At 70.4% G+C, this 16,688-nt stretch carries 14 protein-coding genes; 9 read left to right on the forward strand and 5 right to left on the reverse strand.

Translation table 11 applies throughout. The annotated features are described in order from the left end of the window. Positions 1-55 precede the first annotated feature (55 nt). The 4 genes from ABZX85_RS10915 to rfbA all read right to left on the reverse strand — a co-directional run bounded on the left by ABZX85_RS10915 (position 56) and on the right by rfbA (position 3,330). A complete protein-coding gene (locus tag ABZX85_RS10915) occupies positions 56-481 on the reverse strand; it encodes a hypothetical protein (protein ID WP_355864890.1) in 426 nt (141 codons plus the stop codon). A 163-nt stretch (positions 482-644) separates the two neighbouring features. Beyond that, positions 645-1,775 carry a glutamate 5-kinase gene (gene proB, locus ABZX85_RS10920; protein ID WP_355864893.1) on the reverse strand — a complete coding sequence of 377 codons (1,131 nt, stop codon included), beginning with the start codon at positions 1,773-1,775 and terminating at the stop codon, positions 645-647. 67 nt (positions 1,776-1,842) lie between these two features. Further along, entirely contained in the window at positions 1,843-2,448 is a 606-nt protein-coding gene (gene rfbC, locus ABZX85_RS10925; protein WP_355864896.1) for a dTDP-4-dehydrorhamnose 3,5-epimerase, read from the reverse strand. A gap of 12 nt (positions 2,449-2,460) precedes the next feature. Continuing rightward, entirely contained in the window at positions 2,461-3,330 is an 870-nt protein-coding gene (gene rfbA / locus ABZX85_RS10930; RefSeq protein WP_355864899.1) for a glucose-1-phosphate thymidylyltransferase RfbA, read from the reverse strand. Positions 3,331-3,465: 135 nt separating this feature from the next. Here rfbA and rfbB point away from each other — a divergent pair, with 135 nt between their 5' ends. The 9 genes from rfbB to ABZX85_RS10975 all read left to right on the forward strand — a co-directional run bounded on the left by rfbB (position 3,466) and on the right by ABZX85_RS10975 (position 16,224). Beyond that, positions 3,466-4,455, forward strand: coding sequence for a dTDP-glucose 4,6-dehydratase (gene rfbB / locus ABZX85_RS10935; protein ID WP_355864902.1), 990 nt, complete (start codon positions 3,466-3,468; stop codon positions 4,453-4,455). After that, positions 4,452-5,303 carry a dTDP-4-dehydrorhamnose reductase gene (gene rfbD / locus ABZX85_RS10940; RefSeq protein ID WP_355864905.1) on the forward strand — a complete coding sequence of 284 codons (852 nt, stop codon included), beginning with the start codon at positions 4,452-4,454 and terminating at the stop codon, positions 5,301-5,303. Before rfbB ends, rfbD begins: the two co-directional genes overlap by 4 nt. After that, complete coding sequence (locus ABZX85_RS10945; protein ID WP_355864908.1) at positions 5,300-6,565, forward strand: hypothetical protein; 1,266 nt, start codon at positions 5,300-5,302, stop codon at positions 6,563-6,565. The genes rfbD and ABZX85_RS10945 overlap by 4 nt, the downstream gene beginning before the upstream one ends. 118 nt (positions 6,566-6,683) lie before the next feature. After that, positions 6,684-7,079 (forward strand): DUF2304 domain-containing protein, encoded by a 396-nt coding sequence (locus ABZX85_RS10950; protein WP_355864911.1) that lies wholly within the window; start codon positions 6,684-6,686, stop codon positions 7,077-7,079. Continuing rightward, on the forward strand, positions 7,076-7,849 hold the full coding sequence (locus tag ABZX85_RS10955) for a glycosyltransferase family 2 protein (protein WP_355864914.1): 774 nt from the start codon (positions 7,076-7,078) through the stop codon (positions 7,847-7,849). The genes ABZX85_RS10950 and ABZX85_RS10955 overlap by 4 nt, the downstream gene beginning before the upstream one ends. Next, complete coding sequence (locus tag ABZX85_RS10960; protein ID WP_355864917.1) at positions 7,846-8,772, forward strand: glycosyltransferase; 927 nt, start codon at positions 7,846-7,848, stop codon at positions 8,770-8,772. The genes ABZX85_RS10955 and ABZX85_RS10960 overlap by 4 nt, the downstream gene beginning before the upstream one ends. Before the next feature lie 116 nt (positions 8,773-8,888). Continuing rightward, complete coding sequence (locus ABZX85_RS10965; RefSeq protein ID WP_355864920.1) at positions 8,889-11,063, forward strand: bifunctional glycosyltransferase family 2 protein/CDP-glycerol:glycerophosphate glycerophosphotransferase; 2,175 nt, start codon at positions 8,889-8,891, stop codon at positions 11,061-11,063. Between the two features lie 74 nt (positions 11,064-11,137). Next, positions 11,138-14,680, forward strand: coding sequence for a CDP-glycerol glycerophosphotransferase family protein (locus ABZX85_RS10970; RefSeq protein ID WP_355864923.1), 3,543 nt, complete (start codon positions 11,138-11,140; stop codon positions 14,678-14,680). A gap of 2 nt (positions 14,681-14,682) precedes the next feature. After that, positions 14,683-16,224, forward strand: coding sequence for a hypothetical protein (locus tag ABZX85_RS10975; RefSeq protein ID WP_355864926.1), 1,542 nt, complete (start codon positions 14,683-14,685; stop codon positions 16,222-16,224). A gap of 66 nt (positions 16,225-16,290) precedes the next feature. Here the strand turns inward: ABZX85_RS10975 and ABZX85_RS10980 are convergent, their stop codons facing one another. Beyond that, entirely contained in the window at positions 16,291-16,644 is a 354-nt protein-coding gene (locus tag ABZX85_RS10980; RefSeq protein ID WP_355864928.1) for a hypothetical protein, read from the reverse strand. Between the last annotated feature and the right edge of the window lie 44 nt (positions 16,645-16,688).

The raw sequence follows: 16,688 nt of genomic DNA on the forward strand, positions 1-16,688 counted from the left end.
GCGTAGTGCGCCGGGAGGGGGCGTCCAGATCGTGGTCCACACCGCGAGACGCGGTTCAGAAGGGGTGGACGCCGACCGGTGTCGCCGGCGCGGGGCCGTAGCCCTCGGCGACGCGCTGGTGGTAGGTCTCGCGGCCGATGACCTCCAGGCCGACGATCTCCCAGGAGGGCAGCCCGGCCGTCTGGCGGTGCTCGCCCCACAGGCGCAGGGCGACGGCGGCGGCGTCGTGGAGGTCGCGGGCCTCCTCCCAGTAGCGGATCTCGGCGTGGTCGGAGGCATAGCGGCTGGTGAGGAGGAAGGGGTGGTCGTGGGCGAGCTGTTCCAGACCGCGCCGGAGGTCCTTCACGGGGACGGCGGCGCCGGAGACGCTGAGGGTGACGTGCCAGAGGCGGGGCAGCTCCCTCGGCTCCTGGAAGCTGTCGCCCGCCGCGACGCTGGTCAGTCCCCCGCGGGCGGTGGGCCCGGGGCGCGCTCGACTCACGGCGGCCTCCTCGACAGGTTGTACCTGGAACACAGTTGAGCAGGCCGCGGCGTGCCGCGCGGCACTTTCACGGAACGTCCCCCGGCGGTACGGGAGCCGTTCGATTCCCCTGCCCCTTTTCCCGTCCCGCACACCCCTCGGGGCCGCCTCGCAGGGCCGCCCCTCAGGGCTGGGCCAGCACCACCAGGTCGTCCCGGTGCACGACCTCCCGCTCGTACGCCGCCCCCAGCTCCTTCGCCAGTTCCCGCGTGGACCTCCCGAGCAGTTGCGGGATCTCCTTCGCGTCGAAGTTGACGAGCCCCCGCGCCACGGCCCGCCCCCGCGCGTCCCGCAGTTCGACGGGGTCCCCGGCGCTGAAGTCGCCCTCGACCGCCGCGATGCCCGCCGGGAGGAGCGACGTGCGGCGCTCGACGACCGCCTTGACCGCGCCGTCGTCCAGGGTCAGCGAGCCCTGCGGGGTGGAGGCGTGCTGGAGCCAGAGCAGGCGGTCGGCGGAGCGTTTGCCGGCGGGGTGGAAGTAGGTGCCGGTGTCGCCGCCGATGAGGGCCTCGGCGGCGAAGACGGCGCTGGTCAGGACGACGGGGATACCGGCGGCAGCCGCGATGCGGGCGGCCTCGACCTTGGTGACCATGCCGCCCGTGCCGACGCCCGCCTTGCCGGTGCTGCCGATCTCGACGTGCGCGAGGTCGGCGGGGCCGTGGACCTCGGCGATCCTCGCTGTCCCGGGCTTGCTCGGGTCGCCGTCGTAGACGCCGTCCACGTCCGAGAGGAGGACGAGGAGGTCGGCGTGGACGAGGTGGGCGACGAGGGCGGCGAGGCGGTCGTTGTCGCCGAAGCGGATCTCGTCCGTGGCGACGGTGTCGTTCTCGTTGACGACCGGGAACGCGCCCATCGCCAGGAGCTTGTCCAGGGTGCGGGAGGCGTTGCGGTGGTGGGCGCGGCGGCTCATGTCGTCGCTGGTCAGGAGGACCTGGCCGACGCGGACGCCGTGGCGGGCGAAGCTGGCGGTGTAGCGGGCGACGAGGAGGCCCTGGCCGACGCTGGCGGCGGCCTGCTGGCGGGCCAGGTCCTTGGGGCGGCGGCGCAGGCCCAGCGGGGCGAGGCCGGCCGCGATCGCCCCGGACGAGACGAGGACGATCTCCTTCTCGCCGCCGCTGCGGGTCTTGGCCAGGACGTCGACCAGCGCGTCGACTCTGTCGGCGTCGAGGCCGCCGGAGGCGGTGGTGAGAGAGGAAGATCCGACCTTGACGACGATGCGCCGTGCGTCCGCTACCCGCTGCCTTGCCGCTGTCACCTGCGTGTCCTCACTGCGTCTGGGATTCGCAATGTACGTGAGGGGGTCGGGGTGATGCGCGCTCGTTTCAGAGTGCGGAAGCCAGCGAACGCCTGTACGCCACGCAGTCCTCGTACTTCGGCAGAATCCCCAGCTCCAGCGCCTGGGCGAGGGTCGGTGCCGCCGTGTCCTTCGCCGAGAGTTCCGGCTCGCCGGACACCGGCCACTGCACGCCGATCTCCGCGTCAAGGGGATGCAGCCCCCGTTCCCGCTGGGGGGCGTAGCCCTCGGAGCACAGGTAGGTGACCGTGGCGCCGTCGGTGAGGGCGCAGAAGCCGTGGCCGAGGCCCTCCGAGAGGTAGACGGCGTTACGGGACTCGTCGTCGAGGCGGACGGCCTCCCACTTGCCGAAGGTCGGGGAGCCGACGCGGATGTCGACGATGACGTCGAGGACGGCGCCCTTCACGCAGGTGACGTACTTGGCCTGGCTGGGGGGGACGTCCGCGAAGTGGATGCCGCGGACGACTCCCGCCGCCGAGACGGAGAGGTTGGCCTGCCGGAGGTTCAGCGCGTGGCCGACCGCCTCCTCCAGCCGCTCGGCCTTGTACAGCTCCATGAACATGCCCCGGGCGTCGCCGAACTGCTGCGGCACGAACTCCCAGGCGCCCTCGATGGAAAGGGGGCTGACCTTCATGTCGAGGTCCTCTCAGGCGTCGTACGTGAGCAGGTCGAGCAGGTACGTGCCGTACCCGCTCTTGAGCAGCGGCTCGGCGAGCGCGCGCAGTCGCGCGTCGTCGATGAACCCGGCCCGCCAGGCGGCCTCTTCGAGGCAGCCGATCTTCATGCCCTGGCGTTCCTCGACGACGCGGACGAACTCGGACGCCTGGACGAGGGACTGGAAGGTGCCGGTGTCGAGCCAGACGGTGCCCCGGTCGAGGACGGAGACCTGGAGTTCGCCGCGGTCGAGGTAGTACTTGTTGACGTCGGTGATCTCCAGCTCGCCGCGCGCGCTCGGCTTGAGCCCCTTGGCGATCTCGACGACGCGGCTGTCGTAGAAGTACAGCCCGGGGACGGCGTACCGGGACTTCGGCCGCTCGGGCTTCTCCTCGATGGAGCGGGCGCGGCCGTCCTCGTCGAAGTCGACGACGCCGTACTCGGTCGGGTTGGAGACGGCGTGCGCGAAGACGACGCCGCCGGCCGGCTCGGCGTAGTGCGCGAGCTGCCGGCCGAGGCCGACGCCGTGGAAGATGTTGTCGCCGAGGATCAGGGCGACGGGCTCGTCCCCGATGAACTCCTCGGCGATGAGGAACGCCTCGGCGATACCGTTCGGCTCGTCCTGGGTGGCGAACTCGATGTTCAGGCCCCAGTCGGAGCCGTCGCCGAGGAGCCGCTCGAACTGGGGGCGTTCGTCGGGTCCGGTGATGATCAGGATGTCCCGCAGGCCGGCCATCACGAGGGTGGTCAGCGGGTAGTAGATCATCGGCTTGTCGAAGACCGGCATCAGCTGCTTCGACACCGCACGGGTGATCGGCCACAGTCGGGAACCGGTACCACCGGCGAGCAGAATTCCACGCATGGAGTAGCACCCTACGGCAGGCGGGGACCCCCGATTGTCGCGGCGCCGAGCTCGTCGGGCACAGTTCCCACAACAAACACCTCGACAACAGGCGCGGAACAGTACCCATCCCGACGGCCTAGAATGCGGGTTCTTATGAGGATTCTTGTCACCGGCGGCGCCGGCTTCATCGGGTCACAGTTCGTACGGGCCCTGCTTCTGAACGAGCTGCCCTCGGGCGAGGGCGCACAGGTCACGGTGCTGGACAACCTGACCTACTCCGGCAACCAGGAGAACCTGGCCCCGGTGGCGGACAAGGCGGGCTACACGTTCGTCCAGGGCGACATCCGCGACTTCGGCACGGTGGACGACGTGATGCGCGGCCAGGACGCGGTCGTGCACTTCGCGGCCGAGTCGCACGTCGACCGCTCGATCGCGGACTCCTCCCCCTTCGTCACGACGAACGTGCTGGGTACGCAGGTCCTGCTGGACGCCGCCAAGCGGCACGGCGTGAACCGCTTCGTGCACGTCTCGACGGACGAGGTGTACGGCTCGATCAGCGAGGGCTCCTGGACCGAGGACTGGCCGCTGGCCCCGAACTCCCCGTACTCGGCGTCGAAGGCGGGCTCCGACCTGCTGGCCCTCTCCTACCACCGCACGCACGGCATGGACGTCGTCGTCACCCGGTGCTCGAACAACTACGGGCAGTACCACTTCCCGGAGAAGATGATCCCGCTGTTCACGACGAACCTGCTGGACGGCAAGAAGGTCCCGCTGTACGGCGAGGGCCTCAACATCCGGGACTGGCTGCACGTCTCCGACCACTGCCGGGGCATCGAGCTGGTGCTGCGCGGCGGGCGGGCCGGTGAGGTCTACCACATCGGCGGCGGCACCGAGGTGACCAACAAGGAGCTGACGGGTCTGCTCCTTGACGCCTGCGGGGCGGGCTGGGACAGCGTCGAGCACGTCACGGACCGGCTCGGGCACGACCTGCGCTACTCCCTGTCGATCGAGAAGATCCGCGCCGAGCTGGGCTACGAGCCGCAGGTGACGTTCGCACAGGGCCTCGCCGACACCGTCCAGTGGTACCGCGACAACCGCGCCTGGTGGGAGCCGCTCAAGGCGAAGGCGGCGCTCCCGGCATGACGCGCTGGCTGATCACCGGCGCGGGCGGGATGCTCGGCCGGGACCTCGTGGAGACGGTGACCGGTGACGTCACCGCGCTGACCAGGGCCGACCTGGACATCACCGACCCGGCCGCCGTCCGGGACGCCGTCGCGGGCCACGACGTCGTTGTGAACGCCGCCGCGTGGACCGACGTGGACGGCGCCGAGACGGACGAGGCCGCCGCGACCCGCGTGAACGGCGAGGCCGTCCGCGTGCTGGCCGAGGCGTGCGCGGCCTCCGGCGCCCGGCTGGTGCAGGTCTCCACGGACTACGTCTTCCCGGGCGACGCCACGGAGCCCTACCGGCACGACTCCCCCACCGCTCCCCTGAACGCCTACGGGCGCGGGAAGCTGGTCGGTGAGGATGCCGTGAAGATTCTGCTGCCGGACACCGGCTATGTCGTCCGCACGGCCTGGCTGTACGGCGCGCACGGCCGCAACTTCGTCTCGACGATGCTGGGGCTGGCCGAGACCCGGGACACCGTCGAGGTCGTGGACGACCAGCGCGGCCAGCCGACGTGGACGGTGGCGCTGGCCGGGCAGATCGCGGATCTGGGCGAGGCGGCGATGAACCGGAAGGCTCCGGCGGGCGTCTATCACGGTACGGCGTCCGGTACGGCCACCTGGTTCGATCTAGCGCGCGCGGCCTTCGAGCTGTCGGGACTGGACCCGGAGCGGGTGCGGCCGACGACGTCCGAGAAGTTCGTCCGCCCGGCCCGCCGCCCCTCGTACAGCGTCCTGGCGCACGACCGCTGGGCCGCCGCCGGGATCGCCGAACAGCCTTACTGGAAGGACCAGTTGGCACAGGCGCTGAAGGTGCTCGCGTGAGTCTTCTGGACCGGATCACGACCGCCCTGCCGACCGGGACGGCGTTCGTCGGCGCCGGGACGGCGCTGCTCGGCGTCGCGAGCTACGTCCATCTCGCGGCGGCCGGGCACACGCTCGACGTCGACGACATGGCGAGCTTCTCGGTGCTGTGGACGGTCGTCTCGTCGATCGGGCTCGGCCTGTTCTTCCCGGTCGAGCAGGAGATCACCCGCCTCGTCGCGGCCCGGACGGTGCACGGCGACGGGGTGGCACCGGTGCTGCGCCGGGGCGCGGCCCTGTCGCTCGGGCTCCTCGCGGCCGTGCTGGTGCCGCTCGCGGTCTTCTCGGGGAAGATCGCGGACGTCTTCTTCCACGGCGACGAGTCCCTCGTCCTCGCCCTGGGCGGCGCCTTCGCGGCCCTCGCGATCGCGTACGTGACCCGTGGCGTCCTGGCCGGCCTCGGCCGCTTCCAGGCGTACGGCACCCAGCTCGGCCTGGACGGCGCGCTCAGGATCATCCTGCCGGGCGTCCTCGCGGTGGCCGGGGTGAAGTCGGTGTTCGCGTTCGCGGCCGTCCTCACGGTCGCCCCGCTGATCGCCGTCCTCCTCACGATCAAGCCGGTGCTCAGCGGCAGCCGTCACGGCTCCCCGGCGCACTGGCGGGACCTGATCGAGCACCTCGGCCTGCTGGTCGGCTCGACGCTGCTCGCGCAGGTGCTGGTGAACATCGCGGTGATCAGTACGAAGCTGATCTCCACGAACGACGACGCGCTGGTCGCGGCGCTGCTGTCGGCGCTGGTCCTGGCCCGCGTCCCGCTGTTCGTGTTCGGGGCGTTCCAGGTGTCCCTGCTGGCCGGGCTCTCCTCGGCGGCGGCGGAGGGCGACTGGACGGGCTACCGGCGGCTGCTGGTGCGGGCGGCGACGATCACCGGCAGTCTGGGAGTGGCGGGCGGGATCGGCGCGACCGCGCTGGGTCCGCTGCTGCTGCCCGCGCTGTTCGGGGCGCCGGCCGTGCTGACGGCGGTCGACTTCGCGTGGCTGTCGCTCGGGACGACCCTCTACATGCTCGCGATGGTCCTCGGGCAGGCCCTGCTGACCAGCGGCGGAGCACGTAAACAGCTCATGGCGTGGGTGTTCGGGACGGCCGTGCTGCTGGCGGTCACGTTCAGCTCGCTGGAGCTGCGGACGAGGGTCGAGGTGGCCTACAGCGCGGGGTCTTTCGCTGTGGTCGCCTTCATGACACTCGTTGTTCGTGCTCGTGTAGGCTACCGTTCGCCGCACTGACGAGAGTGACCATCTTCCCCTCACTCTGGGTAGTCAATGTGACGGGCAGTGGATCACAGTCCGACGGCCCCCTTCTGTGGCCGTCCACCTTCCGGAAGAGTAGACAGGCCCTCTAGCCATGCAACTGTGGATGCTGACCTCGGTCACCGGCGTCTTCCTGGTGCTCTGCATCGTGGAACTCCTGCGCCGCCGCAAGCTCAAGGAGAAGTACGCGTTCCTGTGGGTGTTCACCGGCATGGTGATCATCCCGCTGGGTTTCTTCCCCTCCGGCCTCGACTGGGTCGCGCGCAATGTCGGGGTCCGCTCGGGTGTGAGCCTGATCCTCTTCCTCAGCGTGGCCTTCCTGTTCATCGTCTGCCTCCAGCTCAGCTGGGAGGTCGGGCACCTGGAGGAGGAGGGACGGACGCTCTCCGAGGAGGTCGCGCTGCTGCGCGTCGACGTCCAGGAGCTGCGTCAACAACTGTCCGAGGGTGAGACGACCGTCACCTCGGGGGACTCGGGGAGGCTCAAGTGATCGACGGCAAGCGCGTCTTGATCATCATGCCCGCGTGGAACGAATCCGAGGGCGTCGCCGACGTCATCAAGGAGGTCTACGCGACACTGCCGGGCGTCGACGTCGTGGTGGTGGACGACGGCTCGGCGGACGAGACCGCGAAGGTGGCCGCCGCCGCCGGCGCGACCGTGATGAAGCTGCCGTACAACCTCGGGGTGGGCGGCGCGATGCGCGCCGGCTACAAGTTCGCGCACGACCGCGGCTACGACATCGCGATCCAGGTCGACGCGGACGGCCAGCACGACCCGCGCAACGTACCGGAGTTGATAGAGCGCCTCGCCGCCGGCGCCGACCTCGTGATGGGGGCCCGGTTCGCCGGCACCGGCGAGTACGAGGCGCGCGGTCCGCGCCGCTGGGCGATGCTCGTGCTGGCGTTCTGGCTGTCGCGGATGGCCCGCACCAAGCTGACCGACGTGACCTCGGGCTTCCGGGCCTGCGGTCCGGATCTGATCGACGCGTTCGCGCGCTGGTACCCGGTGGAGTACCTGGGCGACACCGTCGAGTCGACGATCGCCGTCGTGCGCGCCGGGTACAAGGTCGAGCAGGTGCCGGTCGCGATGCGGGCGCGGACGACCGGGACGCCGAGCCAGTCGCCGTGGAAGGCGACGCTGTACCTGGGCCGGATCGGAATGATCCTGCTGCTGGCCTTCAGCCGCCGCTCCGCGCTGGGCCCGGCGCGCAAGAAGTCCGCGCAGAAGGCGCCGAAGGCACTGGAGAAGCAGGTCTCGTGACCATCGACATCATGCTGCCGCACTACGGCGACACCGCTCTGATGCAGGCGGCCGTGCGGAGCGTCCTGGAGCAGACCGACCCGGACTGGCGGCTGACCGTCGTCGACGACGGCCGCGAGCCGGGTGTGCCGGAGTGGTTCGCGTCGCTCGGCGACGAGCGGGTGCGCTACGAGCGCAACGAGGTGAACCTCGGCATCACCCGCAACTTCCAGAAGTGCGTGGACCTCGTCGAGGCCACGCATTTCACGATGCTCGGCAGCGACGACCTGATGATGCCGGAGTACGTCGCGACGCTGCGGGCGGCGATCGAGGCGGAGCCGGGGGCGGCGATCTACCAGCCGGGCGTCGAGGTGATCGACGAGCACGGCAAGCCGGCGACGACCCTGGGCGACGAGGTGAAGCGGCGCCTGTACGCGCCGAAGACCAGTGACGGCGAGCGTCTCGTGCTGTCGGGGGAGCCCCTCGCCGCGAACCTGCTGGGCGGGAACTGGCTGTACTTCCCGTCGATCTGCTGGCGCACGGACGCGGTGAAGGCGATCGGGTTCCGCGAGGAGCTGTCCGTCATCCAGGACCTGGCGCTGATCATCGAGCTGATCCGGCGCGGTGAGAAGCTCGTCGTGGACCCGGCGCCCGCGTTCCGCTACCGCAGGCACTCCGCGTCGCTGTCCTCCGCGGAGGCGGCGACCGGGTCGCGGTTCGGGGAGGCCGTGCGGTTCTTCAACGAGGTCGCCGACGAACTCGACAAGGACGGCTGGCACAAGGCCGCCAAGTCGGCCCGCCGTCACCTCTCGATGCGGCTGCACGCGCTGACGATGCTGCCGGGCGCCCTGCGCCACCGCCGCTCCGACGCGGTGCGCAGACTGCTGGGGTACGCCCTGACGCCACCCTCCCGCGGGGTGAACGAATCCCCCATGAACCGCTAAAGACTTCTGCTGCTCCGGGCCCCGGCGGAACCCGCGTCCACCGGGGCCCCTCCTCAAGTCCGAGGCCGGAAAGCCCCGGCAGCCGCCTCCTCCGTCGCGAAAGCCACATACCCCACATGACTGCCACAGGCTCCGAAGACCGGAACCCGCGTTTCAGCATCGTCGTCCCCGCGTACGGGGTGGAGGCGTACCTGCGTGACTGCCTCGACTCCGTGCTGGAGCAGGCGTACGGGGATTTCGAGGTCATCGCGGTCAACGACGCGTCGCCGGACTCGTGCGGCGCGATCATGTCCGAATACGCGGAGGCCGACCCGCGTGTGGTGGCCGTGCAGCTCACGGAGAACGTGGGGCTCGGGCGGGCGCGCAACGCCGGGATGGAGCGGGCCCGGGGCGAGTACCTGATCTTCCTGGACAGCGACGACGTCATGCTGCCGGGCTCCCTCCAGGCGATCGCGGGCCGCCTGGAGGACGCGGGCGACCCGGAGCTCCTGGTCTACGACTACGACCGTACGTACTGGGACGGCCGGGTCACGCCGAACGCCAAGCGCAAGGCGCTCACGGACGCGCCGTCGGGGGCGTTCCGGCTCGACGAGCACCCGGTGATCCTCGAACTCCTCCAGGTCGCCTGGAACAAGGCGTACCGCCGGGACTTCATCGAGCGCTGGGGGTTCGTCTACCCGACGGGCTACTACGAGGACACCCCGTGGACGTACCCGGTGCTGGTGGCGGCCGAGACGATCGCCGTCCTGGACCGGGTGTGCGTGCACTACCGGCAGCGCCGGCAGGGCTCGATCCTCTCCTCCGCGAGCCGTAAGCACTTCGAGGTCTTCGACCAGTACGACCTGGTCTTCGGGTTCCTCGCCGCGCACCCCGAGTTCGACCGCTGGCGGGGCCCGCTGTTCGAGCGGATGGCGTTCCACCTCGGGGTCATCGAGCGCATGCCGGGCCGCCTCCCGGCGGGCGCCCGCGCCGAGTTCCGCGCCCGCCGGCTGGAGGCCGAGCGCACGCACCGCCCGGCGGACTACCGGGACCCCGCGAAGAAGCCCGCCAAGTCGGGCGTACGACGCGTCGCGAACCGGCTCCCGAACCGGCTGCGCAGGCCCGCGCGGACCGCGTACCGGGCGGCGCGCAAGCTGAAGAAGCCGGTGCGGACGGCCGTCCTCATGGCGTACTACCGGGCGCAGCGGATGCTGCCGGTGAAGAAGGACACCGCGGTGTTCGCGGCGTACTGGAACGCCGACTACGCCTGCAACCCGGCGGCGATCGACCAGAAGCTGCGTGAGCTGGCGCCGGCCGTGAAGCCGACGTGGGTGCTGAAGCCGGGCCCCCGTAACCGGCCGCCGGCCGGGACGCCGACCGTGCACCCCGGTTCCTTCGGGTTCTGGCGGGCGATGGCGCGCTCGCAGTACTTCGTCAACAACGTCAACTTCCCCACCAAGGTGGTGAAGCGGCGCGGTCAGGTCTTCGTGCAGACCCACCACGGCACGCCGCTCAAGCGGATGGGTGTCGACCAGGTCGAATACCCGCTGGGCGCAGCCCTGTTGGACATGCGGCTGCTGATGGACCGGGTGGACCGCTGGGACTACAGCGTCTCCTCCAACAGCTTCACGACCGCGATCTGGGACCGCGCCTACCCCTCCCCCGCGTACACCTCCCTCGACTACGGCTACCCGCGCAACGACGTCCTCGCGAACGCGACCGCCGAGGACCGGGCCGCGGCCCGCGCCAAGCTCGGGCTCGACGCCGACGAGAAGGTCGTCCTGTACGCGCCGACCCACCGCGACTACCAGTCGACGCCCCAGCCCCTCCTGGACGTCGAGCACTTCGCGCACAGCATCGGCGCCGAGTTCACGGTCCTGGTGCGCGCCCACTACTTCAACCTCGACACCTCGCACGGCGGCAGCGAGGGCGTCATCGACGTCAGCGGCCACCCGAACGTCGAGGAGCTGTACCTCGCCGCGGACTGCCTCCTCACGGACTACTCGTCCCTGATGTTCGACTACGCGATCCTGGACCGCCCGATCGTCCTGTTCGCCAACGACTGGGACGTCTACCGCGCCACCCGCGGCACCTACTTCGACATCCACCACGTGTCCCCCGGCCCGGTCGCGGCAACCAAGGAGGACCTCATCGACGTCTTCCGTACCGGCCGCTGGTCCGACGACACCTCCGCGAAGTCCCGCGCCGAGTTCCGACGCCGCTTCTGCGAGTACGACGACGGCCGCGCCGCGGAACGCGTCGTACGCCGCGTTTTCCTGGGGCAGGAACCGGAGCCACCCGTGCGAGGCTAGTGCCAACGGTGTCCGGCGAGTCCGGTCATGTCCGTCATCGCCAGCCGCAGTTCCGAGAAAGGCGCAGTACCCCGATGCCTCCCCGTCTGTCAGTTGTCGTTCCCGTCTACAACGTCGAACTGTTCCTCGACGAGTGCCTCCAGTCGATCACGGACCAGACGTTCACCGACTGGGAGGCCGTCGTCGTGGACGACGGCTCGACGGACGGCAGCCTCGCGATCGCCGAACGGTGGGCCGCGAAGGACGACCGGATCAGAGTGGTCCCGCAGCAGAACCAGGGGCTCGGCCCGGCCCGCAACACCGGCGCGGCCCACCTCTCCGAGGGCACGGAGTACCTGGCGTTCGTCGACAGCGACGACATCGTGCTGCCCGACGCGTACGAGCGGTTCATCACGACCCTCGACCGGACGGGCTCCGATTTCGCCAGCGGGAACGTCAGCCTCCTGAAGGCGGGCGAGATCCTCCCCTCCCCGCTGCACCAGAAGCGGCTGCGCACCGACCGCGAGCGCACGCACATCAGCCGTGACAAGGACCTCGTCTACGACCGCACGGCGTGGAACAAGGTCTTCCGCCGCTCCTTCTGGGACAAGCACGCCTTCGAGTTCCCCGGCATCCTCTACGAGGACGCCCCGGTCACCCTGCCCGCGCACTTCCTCGCCAAGTCGGTGGACGTGCTGGGCGAGCCGGTCTACCTGTGGCGTCAGCGCACCGGTGGCGCCCCCTCCATCACCCAGCGGCGCACCGAGCCCGTCAACGTCCGCGACCGTATCCGCTCCTGCGACTCGGTGAGCCGCTTCCTCGGCTCCCAGCCCGGCGAGAAGTACGCGGCGCACAAGCGCTGGTACGACGAGATCTTCGTCACCGACGAACTCCCCCTGTTCATGGGCGTCCTGGACGAGGCGGGGGACGAGTTCCGCGACCTGTTCATGGCCGGCGCCGCCGACTTCCTCGGCCGCGTCGACCCGGCGGTCTTCCCCCGGCTGCCCGTCTCGCTGCGGCTGAAGTGCCACCTCATCCAGGAGAAGCGCCTCGACGAGCTGATGGAGCTGCTCGCCTACGAGCGCGAGACCGGCCGGGCCGTGCCCGTCGTCCGCCAGGGGCTGCGGCACTTCGCCGACTACCCGGTGCTCTCCGGGAAGGACTCGGTGCCCCGCGAAGTCCTGCGCGTCGACGCCGACTTCGCGGCCCGGGCCCGCGCCGAGGAGATCGTCTGGCAGAACGGCAAGCTGCGCATCGAGGGCCACGCCTACATCCGCAACCTCGCCGCCGAGCGCCCCCAGCCGACCGCGCTGCGGGTGCTGATGCTGCGCGAGACCGGCAGCCGCCGTACCGTCCTGGTCCGCCCGAACCGGGTCCAGGCCGCCCGCGCCACCCAGACCTCCGGCCAGTCCCTGCACAACTACGACTGGTCCGGCTTCTCCCTCGACCTCGACCCCCGCAAGTTCAAGGCGCGCGGCGGCTGGCGGGACGGCACCTGGCGGCTGACCGTCGCCACCGTCCAGCAGGGCATCGTGCGCCGCACTCGGCTCAAGGCCGGCGAGAGCGGCAGCGCCGAGAGCCCCGTGCCGCACTGGGTCGAGAAGGACGTCCGCGTCGTCCCGTTCGTCGCCGACGACCACCTCTACCTGCGCGTCGAGCGGGTCCGGGGCAAGCTGACCGGGCACCGCGTCACCGACGGCGTCCTGGAGCTGACCGGCACCCTGGCCCACGAGGCGGTGGCCGGGAAACTGGGCCTGCGCCTCACGCACGGCTCGACGCAGGCCACCCTGGCGTACGACGTCCGGCGCGACGGCACGGCGTTCACCGCGCGCGTCCCCCTCGCCGACCTCGCCGTCGACGGCCGGGACATCGGCAACCGGGACCTCACCGACAAGTGGTCCGCTGAGCTGTCCGTGGACGGCCGCTTCCACCCGGTCGCCGTCGCCCCCGAGGAGGGCGGCCTCACCGGCCAGTACCCGCTCGACGGCACCCCCGTCTGGGGCGGGCGCACCGTCGCGGTCGCCGACGACGGCGTGGGCCGCCTCGCGCTGCGCACCCAGGCCGCACAGCCCGCGGTGACCGAGCTGTCCGTGTCGCCCGAGGGGCGGATCACGCTCTCCGGGGCGCTGCCGGTGACGCTGGACGAGCCGGTCGAGATCGTCATGCGGCACAGCCGCCACTCCGAGGAGCACTCCAGCCCGGCGACGCTCGCCGACGGCGTCTTCCGCGCGGACTTCCTGCCCGTGCCGGACAGCCTCAGCGAGGTCCCGCTGCGACAGGGCCGCTGGTACCTGACGGCCCGCGCCGCCGAGAGCCGTACGGAGGTGCCGCTGCGCGTCGCGCCGGCCGCGCTCGGCACGCTCCCGCTGCGGTTCGCCGTCCGGGGCCGCGAGTACGCGCTCACGCACCGCTTCTTCGACCGGCTCCTCATCGAGGCCGCCCCCGACCTCCTGCCGGACGAGTTCGGCTGGTTCCGCCAGCGCGAGCTGCGCACCGGCGTGTACGCCGCCGCACGCACCGCCCCGCTGCGCGACACCGTGCTGTACGCGTCGTTCTCCGGCCGCCAGTACTCCGACTCGCCGCGCGCGGTGTACGAGGAACTCCTGCGCCGGGGTGACGAGTTGGAGCACATCTGGGTCGTCGAGGACAAGCGGGCGCAGATCCCCGAGGGCGTCAGGGTGATCCGCCGCTGGAGCCGCGACTGGTACGAGGCGCTCGGCCGCTCCCGGTACATCGTCACCAACACCCACCTCCCGCACTGGATTCGGCGCCGGGAGGGCCAGGTCATCGTCCAGACCTGGCACGGCACCCCGCTCAAGCGCATCGGCCACGACATCGACAGCGTCCAGTTCGCCGACCGCAAGTACCTGGCGAAGGTCGCCGAGGAGACCCCGAGCTGGAGCTTCCTCGTCTCCCCCAACAGCTTCTCGACGCCGATCATGAAGCGGGCGTTCCAGTTCGACGGGGAGATCCTGGAGTCGGGCTACCCGCGCAACGACCTCCTGCTCGCCAAGGGGACCGAGGAGAAGGCCGCCGAGGTGCGCGAGCGGATCGGGCTGCCGGCGGGCAAGAAGGTCGTGCTGTACGCGCCGACCTGGCGCGACGACCAGTTCTACCGGGCCGGCAACTACAAGTTCGACCTGCGGGTCGACGTGAAGCGGGCCCGCGCGAAGCTCGGCGACGACCATGTCCTGCTGGTGCGCAAGCACTCCAACATCGTCGACGCGGTGCCCGGCGCCGGGGACGGCTTCGTCTTCGACGTCTCCAGCTACCCGGACATCGCCGAGCTGTACCTCATCACCGACATCCTGGTCACGGACTACTCCTCGCTCATGTTCGACTTCGCGAACACGGGTCGTCCGATGCTGTTCTTCACGTACGACCTCGAGTACTACCGCGACCAACTGCGGGGCTTCTACTTCGACTTCGAGCGGCAGGCCCCCGGCCCGCTGCTTCAGACATCCGACGACCTCATCGACGCGCTCGGCGACATCGAGCGCATCCACGCCTCCTACGCGGACGCGTACACCGAGTTCAGGAAGATGTTCTGCGACCTCGACGACGGTCACGCCGCCGAGCGGGTCATCACCCGGATGCTGGAGCTCGCGCACCCCGACCGACCTGCCACGGAGCGTTGAGAGTGCCCACTGTCTCGTCGATGCGGACCAGCCTGAGAGAGGGCTGGGAGCGCATCCCGCCGAAACGCCGTATGCCCCTGACGGTGTACGCCGTCACCCAGGTGATCTTCCTGCTGTGGTGGGCCGCGTTCTATCCGGGCGGGATGAGCTACGACTCCATCTCCTACGTCTGGCACGTCACGACCGGGCACTGGATGTCCAACCACTCCGTGGCGTACGACGGGCTGGTCTGGCTCTCCATCAAGCTCACCGGTGACCTGGCGCTGCTGACGTTCGGCCAGTCCGTCGGGATGGCCGCCGCGCTCGCCTATGTCGCCGTCACGCTGCGGCACTTCGGGGTGCCTGGCAAGTTCGGCGCGGCTGCGGCCATCGCCTGCGCGGTCCTGCCGTCGATCGGTACGTTCACCATCTTCGTCTGGAAGGACGTCCCGTTCGTCATCGGCGCGCTCCTCGCGTTCGGTGCGGCGGGGCGGCTCACCGTACGGCGGATGCGGGAGCGGCAGGCGGTGCACGACACGGTGTTCCGCAACCAGGTCATCGTGCTGTTCGCCGGGTTCCTCATGATGGGGCTGTTCCGCAACAACGGGCTCCTCGTCGCCGTCATCGCCTGCCCGGTGCTGCTGCTGGTGCTGCCGAAGATGCGCCGCGCGATACTCGTCGCCACCGTCATCCCCGCCGTCATCTCGGCGGGGCTCCAGCTCGTCGTCTACCCCGCGCTCGGCGTCAAGACGCCGACCAAGGACCAGGTGTACGCCCTCAACTACGCGGACATCGCCGTCGTGTACGGCAAGGCGCCGTGGACGTTCACCGCCGCCGACAAGCAGCTGATGGCCGAGGTCGCGCCGCTCTCGCACTGGAGCGGGCGGGCGGCGAACTGCTGGAACGCGGACTGGGCGATGAAGAAGCCGATGAACCGCGAGAAGGCCGCCGAGCTGAACGACCAGTTGCTCGAGCTGTGGGGCCGGGTCGCCAAGCGGACCCCGGACCAGCTGATCGGGGCGCGGCTGTGCCGTTCGCAGATCGCCTGGGGCATCTTCCCCGGTCCCGCCGATCTGGACGGCGAGACGCTGATCTCCGTCCCGTCCGTGCCGAAGAACCTCTACGGGTGGGCGGACTGGAACCCGGAGATGCGGAACAGCCCCTACCGGGACGAGCTGCGTATCCGCCCCCTCAGCGACACCCTCCACGACGCCGCGTTCTTCACGTGGAAGGCCAGCAAGGCGCCGCAGCTCCAGTGGATTCTCTTCCGGGGCGCGTTCTGGTGCTACGCCGCCTACGCCGTCTTCTACGTCTTCTCCCGCCGCCAGCGCTCCTGGGCGCCGGTGGGGATACTGGCCATCCCGCTGGCCCTCCAGCTGACGGTCGTCGCCGCCAACCCCGCACCCCTGGCCCGCTACATGTTCGCCCCGATGTTCCTGGGCATCATGACGATCCCCCTGCTGGCGGCCCGCCCGAAGTGGGGACGGGCACCGGAGGCGGTGGCCGTGGAGCCGTCGGTGACGGAGGAGACGACGGAACAGAGGAAGCCCGAGCCGGTCGCCTGAGGCACCCGGGACGACGAAGGCCCGCCCACTGTCCCCTACGGGACGGTGGGCGGGCCTTTTTTCCGCTCAGAGCGGGAGCAGCATGGCCACGGGAACGACGAGTATCTGCATACCCCAGAAGACGGCCACGGCGCGCCGGGGCAGGGAGTTCGACTCCGCCGGAACGCCTCGGTGCCATGCCGCGTAGAGGTCGGCGAGCGCGCGACGGGTGAGGAACATCGACAGCGCCAGCCCCGTCATGCTGAGGGAGAAGATGAGCGCCATCTCGATGCCCTCACGGTAGATCATGAAGAAGTAGCAGGTGAGAGAGCCGCCCACCATAGTCGCCACCCCTTTCGCCTTGAGCTCCATCCACCGCCACATGGCGAGTGCGAGCAGCAACGTCGCGGCGACGGGCACGATCAGCAGGTACGGGTTCACACGCTCCCCCTCAAGTTCGGCTCTCCCTCACCAAGACGTCAGCC

Origin of the sequence: Streptomyces sp. NPDC004539, assembly GCF_040610055.1 — a bacterium.
Lineage (GTDB): Bacteria > Actinomycetota > Actinomycetes > Streptomycetales > Streptomycetaceae > Streptomyces.

What these genes read in the sequence shown, in the direction of transcription:
- rfbC (WP_355864896.1), bottom strand. Translation starts at nt 2,448, where the DNA reads ATGAAGGTCAGCCCCCTTTCCATCGAGGGCGCCTGGGAGTTCGTGCCG.
- rfbA (WP_355864899.1), bottom strand. Translation starts at nt 3,330, where the DNA reads ATGCGTGGAATTCTGCTCGCCGGTGGTACCGGTTCCCGACTGTGGCCG.
- rfbB (WP_355864902.1), top strand. Translation starts at nt 3,466, where the DNA reads ATGAGGATTCTTGTCACCGGCGGCGCCGGCTTCATCGGGTCACAGTTC.
- rfbD (WP_355864905.1), top strand. Translation starts at nt 4,452, where the DNA reads ATGACGCGCTGGCTGATCACCGGCGCGGGCGGGATGCTCGGCCGGGAC.
- ABZX85_RS10950 (WP_355864911.1), top strand. Translation starts at nt 6,684, where the DNA reads ATGCAACTGTGGATGCTGACCTCGGTCACCGGCGTCTTCCTGGTGCTC.
- ABZX85_RS10965 (WP_355864920.1), top strand. Translation starts at nt 8,889, where the DNA reads ATGACTGCCACAGGCTCCGAAGACCGGAACCCGCGTTTCAGCATCGTC.
- ABZX85_RS10970 (WP_355864923.1), top strand. Translation starts at nt 11,138, where the DNA reads ATGCCTCCCCGTCTGTCAGTTGTCGTTCCCGTCTACAACGTCGAACTG.